The following is a 19,230-nucleotide window of genomic DNA, read 5'->3' as shown; positions in this document are numbered from 1 at the left end:
AATTACCAATCAATGCAGCGTTGGTTTTTCATCTTTTTTCGTTGTATTACCTGCTTTTTTGGACGTCGCCAATGCAATGTAACAGAGCTGCACTGCAACACGGACATATTCCAATACTTCTTCCAGTGCCTGAGATAGCTCTTCTTGATCTTCGCCTTCGTCGTATCCCAACATACCTATATTGCGTAAATCAGTAATAACTTCCTGAATTTCTTTTTTTTCTGTTATTTTTGGATCTGCAACTCCCAATCCCAACAAGAAATGGTTTACCCATCCTGCCAACGCGTCAGCACATGCAAAAACACCAGCTTCATCATCAGGAAGCAGTAAATTAAAATTAAAGTTACTATCATCTAATGATTCGAAAGTGACTTCATACAATTCTCTGATTGACTGTGCGAGTATCTGTGAAAATGCAAGACCATCATTAGCGAGATCATGTACAAGAGTCTGCCAGCTACTGTCGTGATTTCCACCACATAATAAACCACTTATTAAGCCATGCATCTCTGCGGCTGTCAGTGCAACGGACTGTTGATGCAAAATTTCATCAAATGATTGATAATTAGGTAATGAGTTTTGTATAGACATGTATATTGATCATCGTTGGCGATATAAGTTCATGCTATGCTACCATCAAGGGGAGTCGCTATACCAGACAACATAATCAGGTTGTCTTTTGGTATTGTACGGTAATGATTGGTGTCGGCCTTATTTTTATACCAAAATATGTTTTTTTACCCCCAATAAATTTCGAGTTACAGCTAATAACATATAGCAACTTGAAAGCTAAAGGGTGTATATCAGAATTAAGGTATCAACAAAGGTTCGATACAGTAATAAATCAGGAAGGTGTCATGTCTGCACAACCAGTAGATATTCAGATTTTTGGGCGGTCATTACGTGTCAATTGTCCACCAGAGCAGATAGAAGCATTGCAAGCTGCGGCGGAGGAACTTGATCAGCGTTTGCATAACCTCAAAGAACGCACCAGAGTGACTAACACTGAGCAACTGGTTTTTATTGTGGCACTGAATATCTGTCACGAGTTAGCACAAGAAAAAATGAAAACCCGTGATTATTCCTACAATATGGAACAGAAAATTAAAATGCTCCAGCAGACTATTGAGCAAGCCTTATTAGAGCAAGGTAATAAAATTAGCTGACCATCTACCTGTCAATAAACAGATCTTTGTTGATAAATCAGGCAGTAGTCACGATAGATGAATATAACCAGTTGCTTTCTCCATTTAGTTACATACAATAGGTCACATGATGTTACTTAAAACCAAATAGGTAGGCTCCTGATTTAATGGTTCTCTGCCAATGGTTTAAGTGATAAAAAATTTTCTCTGAGGTGTTCGTGTGCAGGGAAGTCCCCTGAGCCGATATTTCATATCTATAGAATGTGGTGCTCCGTTTCTTGTGAGCATGCTTGGCCAGACCAAGAAGCCTAATAGGGGCGACTCCACGTTCACCTTGAACCAAGGGTTCAAGGGTTACCACCTGTAACGGCATCTTGGAGAATCCTATCTATCTGTTTTGTATCCTTTTCTGCACTACTAAATAGGCAGGTATCATGCAATCAGATTCTTTTTTTTCTCTCCGAAAAAGTATCAGACAAAAAATACGACAACTACGTAAAAACCTTTCTCCTGAACAACAACTGCAATTTGCTCTACAGGCTGCCGAGCGAGTCATGGCTCATCCCAAGATCCTTCAAGCGGAGAAAATTGCCCTGTATCTCTCTTTTGACGGAGAATTAGATACACGTCCATTGATTCAACAACTTTGGCAGCAAAATAAACAGGTTTACTTACCAGTATTACATCCTTTCAGTCAGAATCACTTATTGTTCTTACGTTATCAACCTGAAACTTCTCTTGTCCGCAACCACTTTAATATAGAAGAACCATCACTGGATGTCAGGCAGGTTTTACCTATCTCTGAACTGGACGTTATGTTTATTCCTCTGGTTGCTTTCGATCTTACAGGACAACGCTTAGGCATGGGAGGAGGGTTCTACGACAGAACGCTTGCCAAATGGCAACAGAAAAATTTTTATCCGATTGGGCTGGCACACAATTTTCAGTTAATTAATGCACTACCCAGTGCAAGCTGGGATATTCCATTACCAGAAATTATCACACCAGAAAAAATATGGCATTGGCCGGGATAATTGTAGAGGACTGAGTTTAGCAGATTAGTTTGAGGGCTATTGTTTCTTCAATAGCCCTTATTTTATTTGGTTACGTGTTTTTCACCTAATTCACTTGTTCATTCAATTAAGTACAGCTCGCCTTAGTAAAGCAGACGGGAGCGGATAGTACCTGGTAAGGCTCTGAGTTGTTGTAAAACTAATTCAGCCTGAGCCGGATTTTGCGTCATGATATCGATAACCACATAACCAATATCACCTTCAGTACGCAGGTATTGTGCTTCAATATTGATTTCCTGATCGGTGAAAACCTGGTTGATGCTGGTTAAGATACCCGGACGGTTTTCGTGGATGTGCAGTAATCGATTAGTATCCTTAGCGTGCACTGGCAGTGAAACTTCCGGGAAATTAACCGCTGACAGTGTAGAACCGTTGTCAGAATATTTGACCAACTTTCCAGCGACTTCATAACCGATATTCTGTTGCGCTTCTTGCGTGGATCCACCGATATGTGGCGTCAGCAGTACATTATCAAATTTAATTAATGGGGAGACGAAAGGCTCGTTGTTGGTTGCCGGTTCCACGGGGAATACATCAATCGCAGCACCGGCAATATGCCCAATTTCTAACGCATTAACCAATGCAGGAATATCGATAACAGTACCGCGTGAAGCATTGATTAAAATTGAACCCGGTTTCATCAGCTCTAATTCTGCCGCACCGATCATATTTTTGGTTGAAGATGTTTCAGGAACATGCAGACTCACAACATCACTCATATTTAACAATTCAGATAAATGATGAACTTGTTGAGCGTTCCCCAGTGGTAATTTATGTTCAATATCAAAGAAGTAGACATTCATACCGATGCTTTCAGCCAGGACACTAAGTTGTGAACCGATATGACCGTAACCGATAATGCCTAATTTTTTGCCGCGTGCTTCATAACAACCCGCAGCCTGTTTGTGCCATTCCCCTTTGTGAGCTTTGGCATTGACTTCTGGAACACGACGCAATAACAGCAGCAACTCTCCCAATACCATTTCAGCTACTGAGCGTGTATTGGAAAACGGCGCATTAAATACGGGAATACCGCGTCTTGCTGCGGCGTTCAGATCAACCTGATTAGTGCCAATGCAGAAACACCCAACTGCAACCAATTTTTCAGCAGCAGCAAAAATTTCTTCGGTTAACTGAGTACGGGAACGGATCCCCACAAATCTGGCATCGCGGATCGCTTCTTTCAGCGCTTCCGGTTCTAATGCGCCTTTATGATACTCAATATTGCTGTACCCTGCTGCCCGCAAATTGTCTACTGTGCTTTGATGAACGCCTTCCAGCAGCAGAAACTTAATTTTATCTTTTTCTAAAGATACCTTAACCATTTATCCGCCTTATTTGTACTAATTTTCGTAATGCCGATAGGTTTCACTAAAATAACAAAAAAAACGTCAACAGCAATACAATCGTTTGCCTGTAAAACAGCATAAGAAACAATAAAAAAGTTGTTACGCAAAGTAAAACTTTTAGTTACGAGATAAATATAGAACTTTGAGTAATAATTAAACAAATATACAATATATATATCTGAATTTTATTTTTTGAATATAAATCAGAAAATTTTTTAAGGGCAGAATATTCTGCCCTCAACTAATAATTACTCTGCAACCGTTTTTACACCATTAGCTGTACCAACCAGTACGACATTCGCACTACGGTTAGCAAATAAGCCAACAGTTACCACACCAGCAATAGCATTAATTTTGTTTTCTAATTCGATTGGGTTAAGAATGGAAAGATTATGAACATCCAAGATGACATTACCATTATCAGTGACAACGTTCTGACGGTAAACCGGAGTTCCTCCTAATTTCACCAACTCACGGGCAACATAAGCACGTGCCATCGGAATAACTTCAACCGGTAACGGGAATTTACCCAATATATCAACCAGCTTGGATTCATCAATGATACAAATGAATTTCTTTGCCACAGCAGCAATGATTTTCTCTCTGGTCAATGCTGCTCCACCACCTTTAATCATTTGCATGTTGCCATTAATTTCATCAGCACCATCAACATAAATATCCAAAGAATCAACTTCATTACAGTCAAACACAGGAATGCCAAGACTTTTCAATTTCTCCGTTGATGCTTCCGAGCTGGATACTGCACCTTCAATTTTGTCTTTCATCGTCCCCAACGCATCAATAAAATGAGATGCTGTTGAACCTGTACCAACCCCAACAATGGTTCCCGGTCTGACATACTCCAGTGCTGCCCAACCTACCGCTTTTTTCAATTCGTCCTGTGTCATATCAATTACTGCCTATAATTAATTACAAGAAAAATCCAGCCGCCAGTATAAACAATATTTTATCTTATCCTGTGAAAAAATATGGCATAGTGCTACCTAGACCCAAAAATCTTTTGAGCACACAATATATTTTTGAATCAACGACAATTTCTTAACACTCAATTTTAAACACACAATCTAGTGACCAGATATTCAAAGAGAAGAGTAAAAACGGAGAACCTGATTTTCGATGAAACGCCCTGATTACCGATCCCTACAAGCGTTGGATGCCGTGATCCGTGAACGCGGTTTCGAACGTGCAGCACAAAAGCTTTGTATCACTCAATCCGCAGTATCCCAACGTATCAAGCAATTAGAAAATTTATTCGGTCAACCGTTATTGGTTCGTACCGTTCCCCCGCGCCCTACAGAGCAAGGGCAAAAACTGCTTGCGTTATTACATCAGGTAGAATTGCTCGAAGCACAATGGCTTGGTGATGAAAATGGTAATGATACTCCTTTATTGCTCTCTCTTGCCGTCAATGCGGATAGTCTGGCAACCTGGCTCTTACCGGCACTTCATCCTGTGCTTTCCGATTTACCTATCCAGCTCAATATTCAGGTGGAAGATGAAACACGTACACAAGAAAGCCTGAGACGTGGGGAAGTTGTTGGTGCAATCAGTATTCAATCACACCCCCTACCAAGCTGTCTGGTAGATAAGCTAGGTGCTCTTGATTATCTGTTCGTCTCCTCTCCTAAATTTGCTGAACGTTTTTTCCCCAATGGAGTAACTCGCTCAGCTTTATTGAAAGCCCCTGCTGTTGCATTCGATCATTTGGATGATATGCATCAGGCCTTTTTGCAACAATATTTTGATTTATCACCGGGCAGTGTGCCTTGCCATATCGTTAACTCGTCCGAAGCGTTTGTTCAATTGGCAAAACAAGGATCGACATGTTGCATGATCCCCCATTTACAAATCGACAAAGAATTGAAGGCAGGTGAATTGGTTGATTTAACCCCCGGCTTGTGCCAACGCCGTATGCTTTACTGGCACCGTTTTGCCCCGGAAAGCAGCGCGATGAGAAAAGTGACTGACGCCCTGTTAAAACTAGGACGCCAGATGTTACGTCAGGAAGATGATGAAACTAATTAACGCTGTAACTCAAAAACTGCATCAACATGATCAGAAAACTCTATGCTCTGCGGTTCATAAGTTTCATCAGATGAATTTTCCGCAGAAGCCGCAGATATTAAAGCTGATTTGAATTGCAACCGACTCATTGGAAAAGGCACCGCTTCAGGCGGACGATAAGTGATGCTATATACGGAACCTAACTTACTGTTAAAACCTTTTGCTAATTCAGTTGCCTGTTGAATCGCATTCGCAATTGCTTTCTGTCTGGCTGCATCACGATAGCGCTGAGGATCGGCTACGCTGAACTGTACGGAATTAATTTCATTTAATCCCGCTTTCAAGGCTCCATCCAACAGTGTATTCAGTTGATCCAGCTTACGAACTTTGACTTCAACTGAGCGGGAAGCGTCATATCCCGTAAGCGTTGATTTGCCTGTTTTCTGATCATACTGATATTCTGGCTGAGTCCGTATATTGGCTGCATTAATATCTTTCTTTTCGATACCATTCGTTTTCAAAAAATCAAAATATTTTGCAACACGCTCATCCACTTTTCTCTTCGCATCTGCTGCACTTTTCTGACTCACTTTCACATGGATCAACAAAGTCGCCATATCTGGAGCCGCTTTGATTGTCGCATTACCAGAAGTTGATACATGCGGGGTGGACGGTAATTCCGCAGCCGAAGCTGTCATACATGACAAACTGCCTGCAGCTAACATAACAGCAAATATCAGTGAGTTACGTTTCACTAAAACCTCCTTTCGGATATACCCTTTATCTATTAGGTACACAGCAAATAAATAAGTATTTTCTACAGAATTCTCATATTAAGACAAGCTGCTTTCAGAAACATTAGCACACTATATTTATAAAGAACCATATTTATAAAGAACTATATTTATAAAAAACGGTTTGAATTATAAAGAAGTATTTAAATTATAAAGAAATGTTTAATTTAATTAAAAATTTGTAATTCTTGCTTAAACAAATTCCATGCGATATACCACATCACACAACCAACAAATAAGTTAATGATGCGCTGAGATCGTGGCTGATTAAGAATTGATGAAAACCATGCAGCCAGAATAGCCAATGCAAAGAACCAACTGATGGATGCGGTAACTGCACCGGCAGTAAACCACGGTTTGTGTTCCGCTGATAATTGTCCTCCAATGCTACCTAATACAACGAAAGTATCCAGATAAACATGAGGATTCAACCAGGTTACTGCAAATAATGTCACAATAACCCGCCAGCGGCTTTGAGCCAGAGTTTCTGTGCTGGAGAATGCAATATCCGTTGATAATGCCAGCCGAAAAGCCCCCCATCCGTACCATAGCAAAAATGCAACGCCTCCCCATGTTACAGCTTGCAACAGAAATGCTGACTGCCCAAGCAAGGCACTACCCCCAAAGACTCCTGCCATGATAAGAATAATGTCACTGATAGAACATAATGCGGCACTCATCAAATGAAAGCGTTTTTTACTACCCTGCTGCATCACAAAAACATTTTGTGGTCCAAGTGGAATAATCATTGCGGCACTGAGAAAAAAGCCCTGAATCAATGTTGAAAACATGCAAAAATTCCTAATATTTATTCAATCAGATAAGTTCTATCTGCATATTAGGAAAATTCATTCATTAGCAGAAATAAATATTTCTTATCTATCATTAAAGAAACTTATAGAGTAATTAAAAGGTATTGGGAGAAACAGAGTGGAAAGAGTGGCAAACCCAAGCTATTTAAGCAGTGCTGACTTGGTGTGAGAGTACTTCTACTTTCTCACACCAAGATTTCTCACACCAAATATATTGATTATTGCTCCGTTTTCTTCTGTAGAGCAACTTGCTGCTGATGCAGATAAACATCCATTTGTGGGAAAGGAATACCAATATTGTGTTTATCCAAATCTCGTTTGAAATTTTCCATCAGATCCCAGTAAACGCTCCAGGCATCTCCATTAGTTGTCCACACACGTACAATAAAATTGAGTGATGAAGGCGCCATTTCATGCAACCTAATAGTGACACCTTTCTCATGCTGAATGCGCTTATCCGCTTTGATAACGTCACCCAACACTTTCTTTACTTCATCGATATCAGCGTCATAAGCAACTCCGACCATTATCTGAGTACGGCGGTTTGGTTCACGGCTGGTATTGATAATACTGTCCGCAATAATTTTTCCGTTAGGGATCACAATAATACGATCATCCGCAGTACGTAATGTTGTGGAGAAAATTTGTACTTGTACAACCGTCCCTTCCACTGCACCAATAATGACATATTCACCAGTGCGGAGCGGACGGAAAACTACCAGCAACACGCCAGCAGCGAAGTTTGACAGTGAACCCTGTAATGCCAAACCGACAGCCAAACCTGCGGCACCAATAACGGCAATCACAGAGGCGGTCTGAACGCCTAATTTTCCAAGCACCGCAACAATAGTAAAGGCGATGATGGCATAACGAATTATTGCTGACAAAAAGTCAGAAATAGTCGCATCAATACCACGTAGCGTCATAACGCGTTTCACAGCTTTATTTGCCAGTTTGGCAACAGCCAAGCCTACAATCAGAATTAAAATGGCAAACACAATATTCACTGCATACTGGATCAGTAGATTTTGATTATTGACAAACCAATTTGCTGCCTTATCAATCTCACCTGATAGATTGATCTCTTCCATAAAAGCCTACCTTTTTTGTTGGAACCTGCCGGGAAGACACTCCCAGCAATATAGGCTCCTGTTTATAAATAAAAAGCCAGTACAATGTCACACAAATATGTTACACAAAAATGATGGAATATCGATTATGGCAGAAATCTGCCATTGGTTGAACATAAACACTTACCTTTAATTGTTTTGCAAAACAAAAACTCTGTAATTTGCCAACATATTAATAAAATCATCTGTACCACAAAGTGCCAGGCTCTCATTATCGTAATAGCTCATCCCCTCTTCTAACATCTCTGTATCAAACTGGAGTTGATTAGCTCTGATCATAATTTCTTCTTCATTCATTAACAGTGTGTATTCATGACCGTTCAATTGCCACTGACGTTCACTACCTTTTATATCCATCAATGCTGAAATTATCTTATCTAAAATACTTAAATCGCCTTTTACTTCCTCATTCAACCAGTGACCAATAGCTTCATGATCCATTGAAAAATTTGTCATCACCTGACCAGTGATATCCTGTATAAATTCATATTCCATCACTTACCTCCACCTTTTTGTTATATCAACCACATCTGGGTTTTAAACATTTCCGATGTCCACCCCAGAGTCTATCCACAAACTGACACAAAATTTGCCACAAAAAATAGACATAAAAAAGGGAGGACTCCGCCTTAATACTGCTCACTTAAGTAAACCAAGATGGTCCGTGTCTTAAATGGTTAGTTATTATGGCTTTTTAATGGTGAAACATGGTTAAAGTTGACGTCCATTATCGTTATTGTCGCAAATCAGAACATACTTACCCTCTTATCCCCTTTTAATATTCGGTTTTACTGCACGAATGATTATGTTGTTTATGACAACCTTCCCGAAGAAGAGCATCTGACGGAAAGACGTTTATCTCGATTAAAAAGATTGAATAGAAAAACTATTGGTTATTCAAAATTCGAAGAAATGCACGATAAGGTGATAGGAACTTTTATTGAGCGTGAACATTATTTTTAATGTTTAATCTAACCATTTAATACATGACCCGTATCAAACACCATTAATGCGACAGAACCTTTGTTGTTCCATCTGATTAAAATTCAGTCTCAGCATATTGGTAAGCATGATCCTTACAAAAAAAGCCCGCTCGCGTTTAAGCGAGCGGTATTAAGGCCTTCGCCTTCTCATTTCTTAGCAAGATATTTTTTACACAGCAGTTTGGAAGATCACATCGTCTGCTTTTTCGGTATATTGGTTCAATTGATCAAAATTGAGATAACGATAAGTATCTGCCGCTGTTTCATCCACCTTGGACATGAATTGCAGATACTCTTCTGGCGTTGGCAGGCGACCTAACAATGAAGCCACAGCAGCTAACTCCGCAGATGCCAGATATACATTGGCTCCCGCGCCCAAACGGTTTGGGAAGTTACGCGTAGACGTAGATACCACCGTCGCTTCATCTGCAACACGAGCCTGATTTCCCATACACAGTGAACAACCAGGGATCTCAATGCGCGCACCACTCTTACCAAAGACGCTGTAATAGCCTTCTTCTGTCAGTTGAGCAGCATCCATTTTCGTTGGCGGAGCAACCCACAGGCGGGTCGGTAACTGGCCTTTATGTTGATCCAGTAACTTACCAGCCGCACGGAAGTGACCAATATTCGTCATGCAGGAGCCGATAAATACTTCATCAATTTTATTGTTAGCAACTTCTGATAACAGACGAGCATCATCCGGATCATTGGGTGCACACAAAATAGGCTCTTTGATGTCATCCAAATTAATTTCAATCACTGCTGCATATTCTGCATCTGCATCTGCTTCCAGCAATTGTGGATCTTTCAACCAATTTTCCATACCGATAATACGGCGCTCTAATGTCCGGCGATCACCATAACCTTCTGCAATCATCCATTTCAGCAATACGACATTAGATTGTAGATATTCAATGATCGGTGCTTTATCCAGTTTGATCGTACAGCCTGCTGCGGAACGTTCTGCGGAAGCATCTGCCAATTCAAATGCCTGCTCAACTTTGAGTTCTGGCAAACCTTCAATTTCCAGAATACGGCCAGAGAAAATATTTTTCTTACCTTTTTTCTCTACTGTCAACAAACCTTGCTGGATCGCGTAGTAAGGAATTGCATGAACCAGATCACGTAAGGTTATACCTGGTTGCATTTTACCTTTAAAACGAACTAATACGGATTCAGGCATATCCAACGGCATAACCCCCGTCGCAGCGGCAAATGCCACTAACCCAGAACCCGCCGGGAAAGAGATACCAATAGGGAAACGCGTATGGGAATCTCCACCTGTACCTACAGTGTCTGGCAATAACATACGGTTCAGCCAGGAATGGATAATCCCATCTCCCGGACGCAGGGATACACCGCCACGGTTCATGATGAAATCAGGCAAAGTATGATGAGTTGTCACATCAACCGGTTTTGGATAGGCCGCTGTATGGCAGAATGACTGCATAACCAGATCAGCCGAAAAACCAAGACAGGCCAAATCCTTCAATTCATCACGCGTCATTGGGCCAGTTGTGTCCTGAGAGCCAACAGAAGTCATCTTCGGTTCACAGTATTCTCCCGGACGGATCCCGGTAGTACCGCAGGCACGACCTACCATTTTCTGTGCCAGCGAGAAACCACGACTGCTCTTCTCAACTGCTTTTGCCTGACGGAAAATATCACTGTGTGGCAATCCTAAAGATTCACGGGCTTTCGCTGTCAGACCCCGGCCGATAATTAATGGAATTCGGCCGCCTGCGCGCACTTCATCAATTAGTACATCCGTTTTCAGTTCAAAAGCTGCCAGCACTTCATTGGTATCGTGATGACGAATTTCACCTTTATAAGGGTAGATATCAATAACATCACCCATATTGAGTTTGGAAACATCTACCTCAATCGGCAATGCACCTGCATCTTCCATCGTGTTAAAAAAGATTGGCGCAATCTTTCCACCCAATACAACACCTGCACCACGTTTGTTTGGCACAAACGGGATATCTTCCCCCATAAACCACAATACAGAGTTTGTAGCAGATTTACGGGAAGAGCCTGTACCCACGACATCCCCTACATACGCCAGAGGATGGCCTTTTTTATTGAGTTCTTCAATTTGCTTGATTGGACCAACAACACCCGCCTGATCAGGTTCGATACCTTCACGGGCATTTTTCAACATTGCCAGGGCATGTAATGGAATATCCGGACGTGACCACGCATCTGGTGCAGGAGAAAGGTCATCGGTGTTAGTTTCACCGGTGACTTTAAAGACAGTAACTGTAATTCTTTCTGCCAGTTCAGGACGTTCCAGGAACCATTCTGCATCAGCCCATGACTGGATAATTTGTTGAGCATGTGGATTACCTGCTTTCGCTTTTTCTTCCACATCATAGAAGCTGTCAAACATCAGCAAAGTCTGGGATAGCCCCTTCACTGCAATTGGAGCCAATTTTTTATCATCGAGAGCATCAATCAAAGCATGGATATTGTACCCACCCTGCATGGTTCCCAATAACTCAATGGCTTTTTCCCGCGTAACAAGTGGTGAAGTTGTTTCACCTTTAGCGATAGCAGCAAGGAAACCAGCTTTTACATAGGCCGCCTCATCAACACCGGGGGGAACACGGTTTGTCAACAGGTCTAACAGAAAATTTTCTTCACTTTGAGGTGGGTTCTTCAATAATTCGACCAGCGCGGCTGCTTGAGCTGCGTCTAATGGCTTAGGGACGATGCCTTGCGCTTCACGTTCGGCTACGTGCTTGCGGTATTCTTCTAGCACGACTTACTCCTCGCTCTCATTGTCATTTATATGCCCGGCTGTCTGCACCCGGTAACGATCACCATGAAATGACCATCAAGGATGCCAGGTCAGAGGATTTTGCTCACATAACACTAAAATTATGCCGAGCTTCGGACAATTAGCATACCAAAATTTGAATGGCATGTTAATTCATTCACATAAAATCAACATTGAACCGTGATAAAATTCTGGATATATGAGCTTAAAAGATGTATTAAAGTACTAAATGCTGTTTGTTGCTATCTTAACCTAAAAAAGCAATCAATACCGTCAGGCAATAGTAAAAAACACCAAATGTTACACAAAATGCACCGTCATGGAGGGGGTTATGCCAAATACCCCAATAAGAAATGATATACCATCTACTTCTCATTCAAGTCCCATCCTTGAAGAAGGAAGTTATCCCGATTATAAAACGATTATCAAAGAAGTTTCCAAAGAAGACATGATATCAGCACTGAACGGATTAAAGCGAAATGAGGCATTGGCTCACCCCGATATGAGAAGACACCAATCATTTATCAGCACGGCAAATTCAATAAACAATATTTATACCAATACAAGTATCGGAGGAAATATAAATACGCATCGTTATTTTGCCTGTTTTTGTACTCCTGAACCAGTTGGCATCATGATATTCATTCCAGCATCATCAGTAATTTCTCACGATACCGCTGATCTAATAGGATATATATTGACTTATCCCGGTGGTCGAGGATATGGAAGTTTACTCATTGAATATGCCGTGAATTTCTCCATTTCGTTAAATCATTCAGGCATGTTGAAACTCTACGCTGAGCGCTATGCCATACCGATTTATCAACGATTAGGTTTTGTATTTACAGGCAATTCTAATTTTGGAGCCGTTGAAATGTGTTTGGACCCTAAAATAAGCAATCGCTGGAGTGTTATCCCTAATGGCTATCGATTAACTAAATCCCACTCTTTATTTAATTGGCAATGCCATATATTGTAAGTAACGGCTCCCATCTCTGAAAGCCGTTTAGTATCTTTGCTAACCTACTGCAAATTATAAAGAATTATTTCTTTTTTTTCGCCTTAGGATTTGGCAAGTCAGTAATGCTGCCTTCGTACATTTCCGCAGCCATACCGATTGATTCATACAGTGTTGGATGAGCGTGAACAGTCAGAGCAATGTCTTCTGCATCACAACCCATTTCGATAGCCAGACCAATTTCACCCAATAGTTCGCCACCGTTAGTACCAACAACAGCACCACCGATAATACGATTAGTTTCTTTATCGAAAATCAGTTTAGTCATACCATCTGAACAGTCAGATGCAATCGCACGACCAGAAGCAGCCCACGGGAAAGTTGCAGTTTCGTAACTGATGCCTTTCTCTTTCGCTTCTTTCTCAGTCAGACCAACCCATGCAACTTCTGGTTCAGTGTACGCGATAGATGGAATAACTTTTGGATCAAAGTAATGTTTCTTGCCAGAGATAACTTCTGCTGCAACATGACCTTCATGAACACCTTTATGTGCCAACATTGGCTGACCAACGATATCACCGATAGCAAAGATATGAGGTACGTTAGTGCGCATTTGCTTATCAACATGGATAAAACCACGGTCATCAACAGCAACACCCGCTTTGCCAGCATCAAGCAGTTTACCGTTTGGTACACGGCCGATAGCAACAAGAACAGCATCATAACGCTGAGGTTCTGCTGGTGCTTTTTTACCTTCCATTGTCACGTAGATGCCATCTTCTTTAGCTTCTACCGCGGTCACTTTAGTTTCCAGCATCAAGTTGAATTTTTTGCTGATGCGCTTAGTGAACACTTTAACAACGTCTTTGTCCGCAGCAGGAATAACCTGATCGAACATTTCCACCACGTCAATCTGAGAACCCAGAGCGTGGTAAACAGTACCCATTTCCAGACCGATAATACCGCCGCCCATAACCAGCAGGCGTCCCGGAACAGCTTTCAGTTCCAGTGCATCGGTAGAATCCCATACGCGAGGGTCATCATGTGGAATAAATGGCAGTTGAATTGGGCGTGAACCCGCTGCGATAATGGCATTATCAAAATTAATCGTTGTTGTACCGTTCTCGCCTTCTACTACCAGGGTGTTAGCACCTGTAAATTTACCAACACCGTTAACAACGTTAACCTTACGGCCTTTAGCCATGCCGCCCAGACCACCTGTCAACTGGGAAATAACTTTTTCTTTCCAGAGACGGATTTTATCAATATCAGTTTGTGGCTCTCCAAACACGATACCGTGTTGTGACAACGCTTTTGCTTCTTCAATCACTTTTGCAACATGAAGCAATGCCTTAGATGGAATACAACCCACGTTAAGACAAACACCACCCAGAGTAGAGTAGCGCTCAACCAGAACAGTATCCAAACCTAAGTCTGCACAACGGAAAGCAGCAGAATACCCTGCCGGGCCTGCTCCAAGCACCACTACCTGGGCTTTAATTTCAGTACTCATCATGACCTCTTAATTATTTGTCCGGCGGGTCAGACGAAAAAAACATATTCCACCGGGACGTACACACCGCGAGCAGTTTACAGAATTGTAAATAACCTGAAAAGCGCGTTAACGTGACAGAAATCGCAACCTGCCAGATACAAGTATAAAATACCTGTCACGATCATAATTATTAGGCCGGCATATTTACCGGCCTTCGCATTACATCACCAGATGACGAATATCGCTCATCAATTGATTAATGTAAGTGATGAAACGAGCACCATCTGCTCCATCGATCACACGGTGGTCGAAAGACAGAGACATAGGCAGAATCAGACGAGGAACGAACTCCTTGCCATTCCAGACCGGCTTCATAGAAGAACGGGACAGCCCCATAATGGCTACTTCTGGTGCATTCACGATTGGTGCAAAACCGGTTGTACCGATGCCCCCCAGGCTTGAGATAGTGAAGCAACCACCCTGCATATCGGAAGCAGTCAGCTTACCAGCACGCGCTTTCTTAGATACTTCTGCCAGTTCTCTTGAGAGTTCAACGATGCCTTTCTTATTAACATCTTTAAATACAGGAACAACCAGACCGTTAGGTGTATCAACCGCGATACCGATGTTGACGTATTTTTTCAGGATCAGCTTCTGGCCATCTTCAGAGATAGAGCTGTTAAAGCGAGGCATTGCTTCCAGTGCTTTCGCAGCCGCTTTCATAACGAATACCAGCGGAGTGATCTTCACGCCAAGCTGTTTCTTCTCAGCTTCTTTGTTCTGTTGCTTACGGAATTCTTCAACTTCAGTGATATCCGCTTCATCAAACAGGTTAACGTGAGGGATCATTACCCAGTTACGGCTCAGGTTAGCACCGGAGATTTTCTGGATACGGCTCATTTCAACTTCTTCGATTTCACCAAACTTGCTGAAATCAACTTTCGGCCAAGGCAGCATACCCGGCAGACTACCACCCGCAGGTGCTGCTTCTGCACGTTTGATTGCATCTTCCACGTAAGCCTGAACATCTTCACGCAGGATACGGCCTTTACGACCAGTCCCTTTCACTTTAGCCAGATTTACGCCAAATTCACGAGCCAAGCGACGAATCACTGGAGTTGCATGAACGTAAGCATCGTTTTCTGCAAACTCATTTTTGCTTTCTGCTGGCTGGCTGGCTACTGGTGCTGGTGCTGCTTTCGCAGGTTCTGCCGCAGGAGCCGGAGCCGCTGCCGCTGCTGGAGCTGCTGCAGGTGTTGCGCCGGCAACTTCGAATACCATGATCAGAGAGTCAGTTTTTACTTTATCGCCAACTGCGATTTTGATCTCTTTCACTGTACCCGCAAATGGGGCCGGAACTTCCATAGAAGCTTTGTCACCTTCAACGGTGATCAGTGACTGCTCTTCAGTGATGGTGTCACCAACTTTTACCATGATTTCAGTAACTTCAACTTCATCACCACCGATATCTGGTACAGCAACTTCTTTGCTCTCAGCCACTACTGGAGACGCTGCTACCGGAGCCGCTTCCTGTTGTACGGGTGCAGCTTCAAAAATCATAATCAGTTTGCCGGTTTCCACCTTATCGCCAACTGCAACTTTGATTTCTTTAACCACTCCCGCCTGTGGCGATGGAACTTCCATGGAAGCCTTGTCACCTTCAACAGTGATCAGTGACTGTTCTGCTTCTACTGTGTCACCAGCTTTCACCATAATTTCAGTAACTTCAACTTCATCTGCACCAATATCAGGTACGTTAATTTCGATAGACATTAATCTTTACCTCTTATGCCAGACGTGGGTTAACTTTTTCTGGGTTGATGTTGTATTTTTTGATTGCTTCTTCAACCACTTTCACATCAACGTTGCCACGTTTAGCCAATTCACCCAGAGCTGCAACAACCACGTAAGAAGCATCAACTTCAAAGTGATGACGCAGATTTTCACGGCTGTCAGAACGACCGAAACCATCAGTACCCAATACGCGGAATTCGCTTGCTGGTACGAAGTTACGAACCTGCTCAGCAAACAGCTTCATGTAGTCAGTAGAAACGACTGCTGGTGCATCGTTCATGATCTGAGCTATGTAAGGAACGCGTGGTTCTTCTGAAGGATGCAGCATGTTCCAACGCTCACAATCCTGACCATCGCGAGCCAGTTCAGTGAAGGAAGTTACGCTGTAAACGTCAGAACCAATGCCGTACTCGTCAGACAGGATCTTAGCTGCTTCACGAACATGACGCAGGATAGAACCAGAACCTAGCAACTGAACTTTACCTTTCGCGCCTTCTATGCTTTCCAGCTTGTAGATACCTTTACGGATACCTTCTTCAGCACCTTCAGGCATTGCTGGCATGTGGTAGTTTTCGTTCAGAGTGGTAATGTAGTAGTAGATATTCTCTTGTTTTTCACCATACATACGCTCCAGACCATCATGCATGATAACAGCCACTTCATAAGCGAACGCTGGATCATAAGAGATACAGTTAGGAATAGTCAGAGACTGAATATGACTGTGACCATCTTCGTGCTGTAGACCTTCACCGTTCAGAGTCGTACGGCCAGAAGTACCACCAATCAGGAAGCCACGAGCCTGCTGATCCCCCGCTGCCCAGCACAGATCACCGATACGCTGGAATCCGAACATGGAATAGTAAATATAGAACGGGATCATTGGCAAGTTATTGGTGCTGTAAGAAGTTGCAGCAGCCAACCAGGATGACGCAGCACCCAACTCGTTGATACCTTCCTGTAGGATCTGACCTTTAGAATCTTCTTTATAGTACGCAACCTGCTCACGGTCTTGCGGAGTATACTGCTGACCATTCGGACTGTAGATACCGATCTGACGGAACAGACCTTCCATACCAAAAGTACGTGCTTCATCAGCAATGATTGGAACCAGACGATCTTTGATCGACTTATTCTTCAGCATGATGTTCAGTGCACGAACGAAAGCGATAGTGGTAGAAATTTCTTTAGATTGTTCTTCCAGCAAAGAGCTGAAATCTTCCAGAGCAGGGATATCAAGTTTTTCGTCGAAGTTAATACGACGGCTTGGCAGGTAACCGCCCAGTGCATTACGACGCTCATGCAGATATTTAGATTCTTCAGAGTCTTTGTCGAAAGTTACGTATGGCAAGTTTTCAATTTGCTCATCAGATACAGGTACATTGAAGCGATCACGGAATTGACGAACACCTTCCATGTTCATTTTCTTAACCTGGTGAGCAATGTTTTTACCTTCGGCGGTATCCCCCATACCGTAACCCTTGATGGTTTGAGCCAAGATTACAGTTGGTTTACCTGTAGTTTCCTGCGCTTTTTTCAGTGCAGCGAAAACTTTCTTAGGATCATGACCACCACGGTTCAGAGCCCAAATTTCGTCATCAGTCATGTCCTTGACCAATTCCGCAGTTTCTGGGTAACGGCCGAAGAAGTGCTCACGAACATACGCGCCATTCTTGGACTTGAATGTCTGGTAGTCGCCATCCAGCGTTTCATTCATCAGTTGAACCAGTTTGCCGCTGGTATCTTTACGCAGCAGTGCATCCCAACGCTCACCCCACAGGACTTTCAGTACCTGCCAGCCAGCACCGTCGAAAATGCCTTCCAGTTCATTAACAATTTTACCGTTACCCGTTACTGGGCCATCAAGACGTTGCAGGTTACAGTTGATGATGAAGACCAGGTTGTCCAGCTTTTCACGAGTTGCGATAGTGATCGCACCTTTGGATTCTGGCTCATCCATCTCACCGTCGCCCAGAAAAGCATAAACGGTTTGCTTAGAAGTGTCTTTCAGACCACGGTGTTCCAGATATTTCAGGAATTTAGCCTGATAGATAGCAGAAATTGGACCCAACCCCATTGAAACAGTTGGGAACTGCCAGAAATCAGGCATTAATTTTGGATGTGGGTAAGAAGACAGACCATTGCCGCCAATTTCCTGACGGAAATTGTTCATCTGTTCTTCTGTCAAACGACCTTCAAGGAATGCACGTGCATAAACGCCCGGAGAAATGTGACCCTGGAAATAAACCAAGTCGCCACCATCATTCTCATTACGAGCACGGAAGAAATGGTTAAAACAAACTTCATAAACAGTAGCGGAAGACTGGAATGAAGCCATATGACCACCCAGCTCCAGATCTTTCTTGGATGCACGCAGAACAGTCATGATTGCATTCCAGCGAATAGCAGAACGAATGCGGCGCTCCAAATCCAGATTACCAGGGTAAGCCGGCTCATCCTCAACCGGAATAGTGTTGATGTAATCACGGGTTGCAGCACCAGCCGCAACATTAACGCCACCTTTACGTGCTTCGTTCAAAACCTGATCAATCAAGAATTGAGCGCGTTCAACACCTTCTTCACGGATGACCGATTCGATCGCCTGTAACCAATCGCGAGTTTCGATCGGATCCACGTCATTTTTCAAAATATCTGACATGGTGTGTTCCTTATCTGTTATCTATTTCTAATGGTTGTTTTGGAGCCTATCTTCTGGTCATACCCTTTGACATTCAGTCAGTCATGACCGGAAGATAGGCCCTGCTATATGTTGCCGCTAAACCCCTTAAATAAAGAGCTAACAACTGTACAGACGCAGCAGCCAGGATCTGTACAGTCAAGTTTAGAATCTATCCCATTTGGGAGTTGTATTAATCCATGACGCCCCGGG

15 protein-coding genes, 1 other RNA gene and 1 pseudogene are annotated in these 19,230 nt (G+C 42.7%); 6 read left to right on the top strand and 11 right to left on the bottom strand.

Going from position 1 to position 19,230, the window contains the following annotated elements:
* Positions 1 to 9 precede the first annotated feature (9 nt).
* A complete protein-coding gene (locus AAC147_RS13285) occupies positions 10 to 591 on the bottom strand; it encodes a YecA/YgfB family protein (protein WP_047681856.1) in 582 nt (193 codons plus the stop codon).
* 266 nt (positions 592 to 857) lie between these two features.
* Between AAC147_RS13285 and zapA the strand changes: the two genes are divergently transcribed.
* The 3 genes from zapA (at position 858) to AAC147_RS13270 (ending at position 2,179) form a co-directional block, all read left to right on the top strand.
* Entirely contained in the window at positions 858 to 1,166 is a 309-nt protein-coding gene (zapA, locus tag AAC147_RS13280; RefSeq protein ID WP_038270060.1) for a cell division protein ZapA, read from the top strand.
* A gap of 180 nt (positions 1,167 to 1,346) precedes the next feature.
* Positions 1,347 to 1,530: non-coding RNA, 6S RNA (gene ssrS / locus AAC147_RS13275), on the top strand.
* A 49-nt stretch (positions 1,531 to 1,579) separates the two neighbouring features.
* A complete protein-coding gene (locus AAC147_RS13270) occupies positions 1,580 to 2,179 on the top strand; it encodes a 5-formyltetrahydrofolate cyclo-ligase (RefSeq protein ID WP_047681851.1) in 600 nt (199 codons plus the stop codon).
* Positions 2,180 to 2,301: 122 nt separating this feature from the next.
* Here AAC147_RS13270 and serA read toward each other — a convergent pair whose 3' ends face one another.
* Positions 2,302 to 3,543 (bottom strand): phosphoglycerate dehydrogenase, encoded by a 1,242-nt coding sequence (gene serA, locus AAC147_RS13265; protein ID WP_047681848.1) that lies wholly within the window; start codon positions 3,541 to 3,543, stop codon positions 2,302 to 2,304.
* Between the two features lie 272 nt (positions 3,544 to 3,815).
* Positions 3,816 to 4,475 (bottom strand): ribose-5-phosphate isomerase RpiA, encoded by a 660-nt coding sequence (gene rpiA, locus AAC147_RS13260; RefSeq protein ID WP_047681845.1) that lies wholly within the window; start codon positions 4,473 to 4,475, stop codon positions 3,816 to 3,818.
* 229 nt (positions 4,476 to 4,704) lie between these two features.
* Between rpiA and AAC147_RS13255 the strand changes: the two genes are divergently transcribed.
* Entirely contained in the window at positions 4,705 to 5,613 is a 909-nt protein-coding gene (locus AAC147_RS13255; RefSeq protein WP_047681842.1) for a LysR family transcriptional regulator ArgP, read from the top strand.
* Here the strand turns inward: AAC147_RS13255 and AAC147_RS13250 are convergent.
* The 4 genes from AAC147_RS13250 to AAC147_RS13235 all read right to left on the bottom strand — a co-directional run bounded on the left by AAC147_RS13250 (position 5,610) and on the right by AAC147_RS13235 (position 8,823).
* Entirely contained in the window at positions 5,610 to 6,347 is a 738-nt protein-coding gene (locus AAC147_RS13250; RefSeq protein WP_047681839.1) for an oxidative stress defense protein, read from the bottom strand. The two genes, AAC147_RS13255 and AAC147_RS13250, sit on opposite strands and share 4 nt — an antisense overlap.
* Positions 6,348 to 6,553: 206 nt before the next feature.
* Positions 6,554 to 7,177: an arginine exporter ArgO gene (argO, locus tag AAC147_RS13245; protein ID WP_047681836.1), complete on the bottom strand. Its 624-nt coding sequence runs from the start codon at positions 7,175 to 7,177 to the stop codon at positions 6,554 to 6,556.
* A 239-nt stretch (positions 7,178 to 7,416) separates the two neighbouring features.
* Complete coding sequence (gene mscS, locus AAC147_RS13240; RefSeq protein WP_047681833.1) at positions 7,417 to 8,289, bottom strand: small-conductance mechanosensitive channel MscS; 873 nt, start codon at positions 8,287 to 8,289, stop codon at positions 7,417 to 7,419.
* A 168-nt stretch (positions 8,290 to 8,457) separates the two neighbouring features.
* Complete coding sequence (locus AAC147_RS13235; RefSeq protein ID WP_047681830.1) at positions 8,458 to 8,823, bottom strand: YacL family protein; 366 nt, start codon at positions 8,821 to 8,823, stop codon at positions 8,458 to 8,460.
* 252 nt (positions 8,824 to 9,075) lie between these two features.
* Between AAC147_RS13235 and AAC147_RS13230 the strand changes: the two are divergent.
* Positions 9,076 to 9,291, top strand: a pseudogene (locus AAC147_RS13230) (IS1 family transposase); the annotation flags it as partial.
* A gap of 189 nt (positions 9,292 to 9,480) precedes the next feature.
* Here AAC147_RS13230 and acnB read toward each other — a convergent pair.
* The gene (gene acnB / locus AAC147_RS13225; RefSeq protein ID WP_047681827.1) at positions 9,481 to 12,078 is read right to left on the bottom strand and encodes a bifunctional aconitate hydratase 2/2-methylisocitrate dehydratase; all 2,598 of its coding nucleotides are present in this window, start codon (positions 12,076 to 12,078) and stop codon (positions 9,481 to 9,483) included.
* A 349-nt stretch (positions 12,079 to 12,427) separates the two neighbouring features.
* On the opposite strand from acnB, the gene AAC147_RS13220 reads away from it, so the two are divergent.
* Positions 12,428 to 13,075, top strand: coding sequence for a GNAT family N-acetyltransferase (locus tag AAC147_RS13220; protein WP_047681824.1), 648 nt, complete (start codon positions 12,428 to 12,430; stop codon positions 13,073 to 13,075).
* A 64-nt stretch (positions 13,076 to 13,139) separates the two neighbouring features.
* Here the strand turns inward: AAC147_RS13220 and lpdA are convergent, their stop codons facing one another.
* From lpdA to aceE, 3 genes are all read right to left on the bottom strand, one after another.
* Positions 13,140 to 14,567, bottom strand: a complete 1,428-nt coding sequence (gene lpdA / locus AAC147_RS13215; RefSeq protein WP_156115366.1) for a dihydrolipoyl dehydrogenase — start codon at positions 14,565 to 14,567, stop codon at positions 13,140 to 13,142.
* Between the two features lie 201 nt (positions 14,568 to 14,768).
* The gene (aceF, locus tag AAC147_RS13210) at positions 14,769 to 16,322 is read right to left on the bottom strand and encodes a pyruvate dehydrogenase complex dihydrolipoyllysine-residue acetyltransferase (protein WP_047681820.1); all 1,554 of its coding nucleotides are present in this window, start codon (positions 16,320 to 16,322) and stop codon (positions 14,769 to 14,771) included.
* 13 nt (positions 16,323 to 16,335) lie between these two features.
* Positions 16,336 to 18,999 carry a pyruvate dehydrogenase (acetyl-transferring), homodimeric type gene (aceE, locus tag AAC147_RS13205; RefSeq protein WP_047681817.1) on the bottom strand — a complete coding sequence of 888 codons (2,664 nt, stop codon included), beginning with the start codon at positions 18,997 to 18,999 and terminating at the stop codon, positions 16,336 to 16,338.
* Positions 19,000 to 19,230 lie beyond the last annotated feature (231 nt).

Origin of the sequence: Xenorhabdus sp. NBAII XenSa04 (genome assembly GCF_963866145.1) — a bacterium.
Taxonomy (GTDB): domain Bacteria; phylum Pseudomonadota; class Gammaproteobacteria; order Enterobacterales; family Enterobacteriaceae; genus Xenorhabdus; species Xenorhabdus indica.
This window is presented reverse-complemented; position numbering and strand designations above follow the sequence as displayed.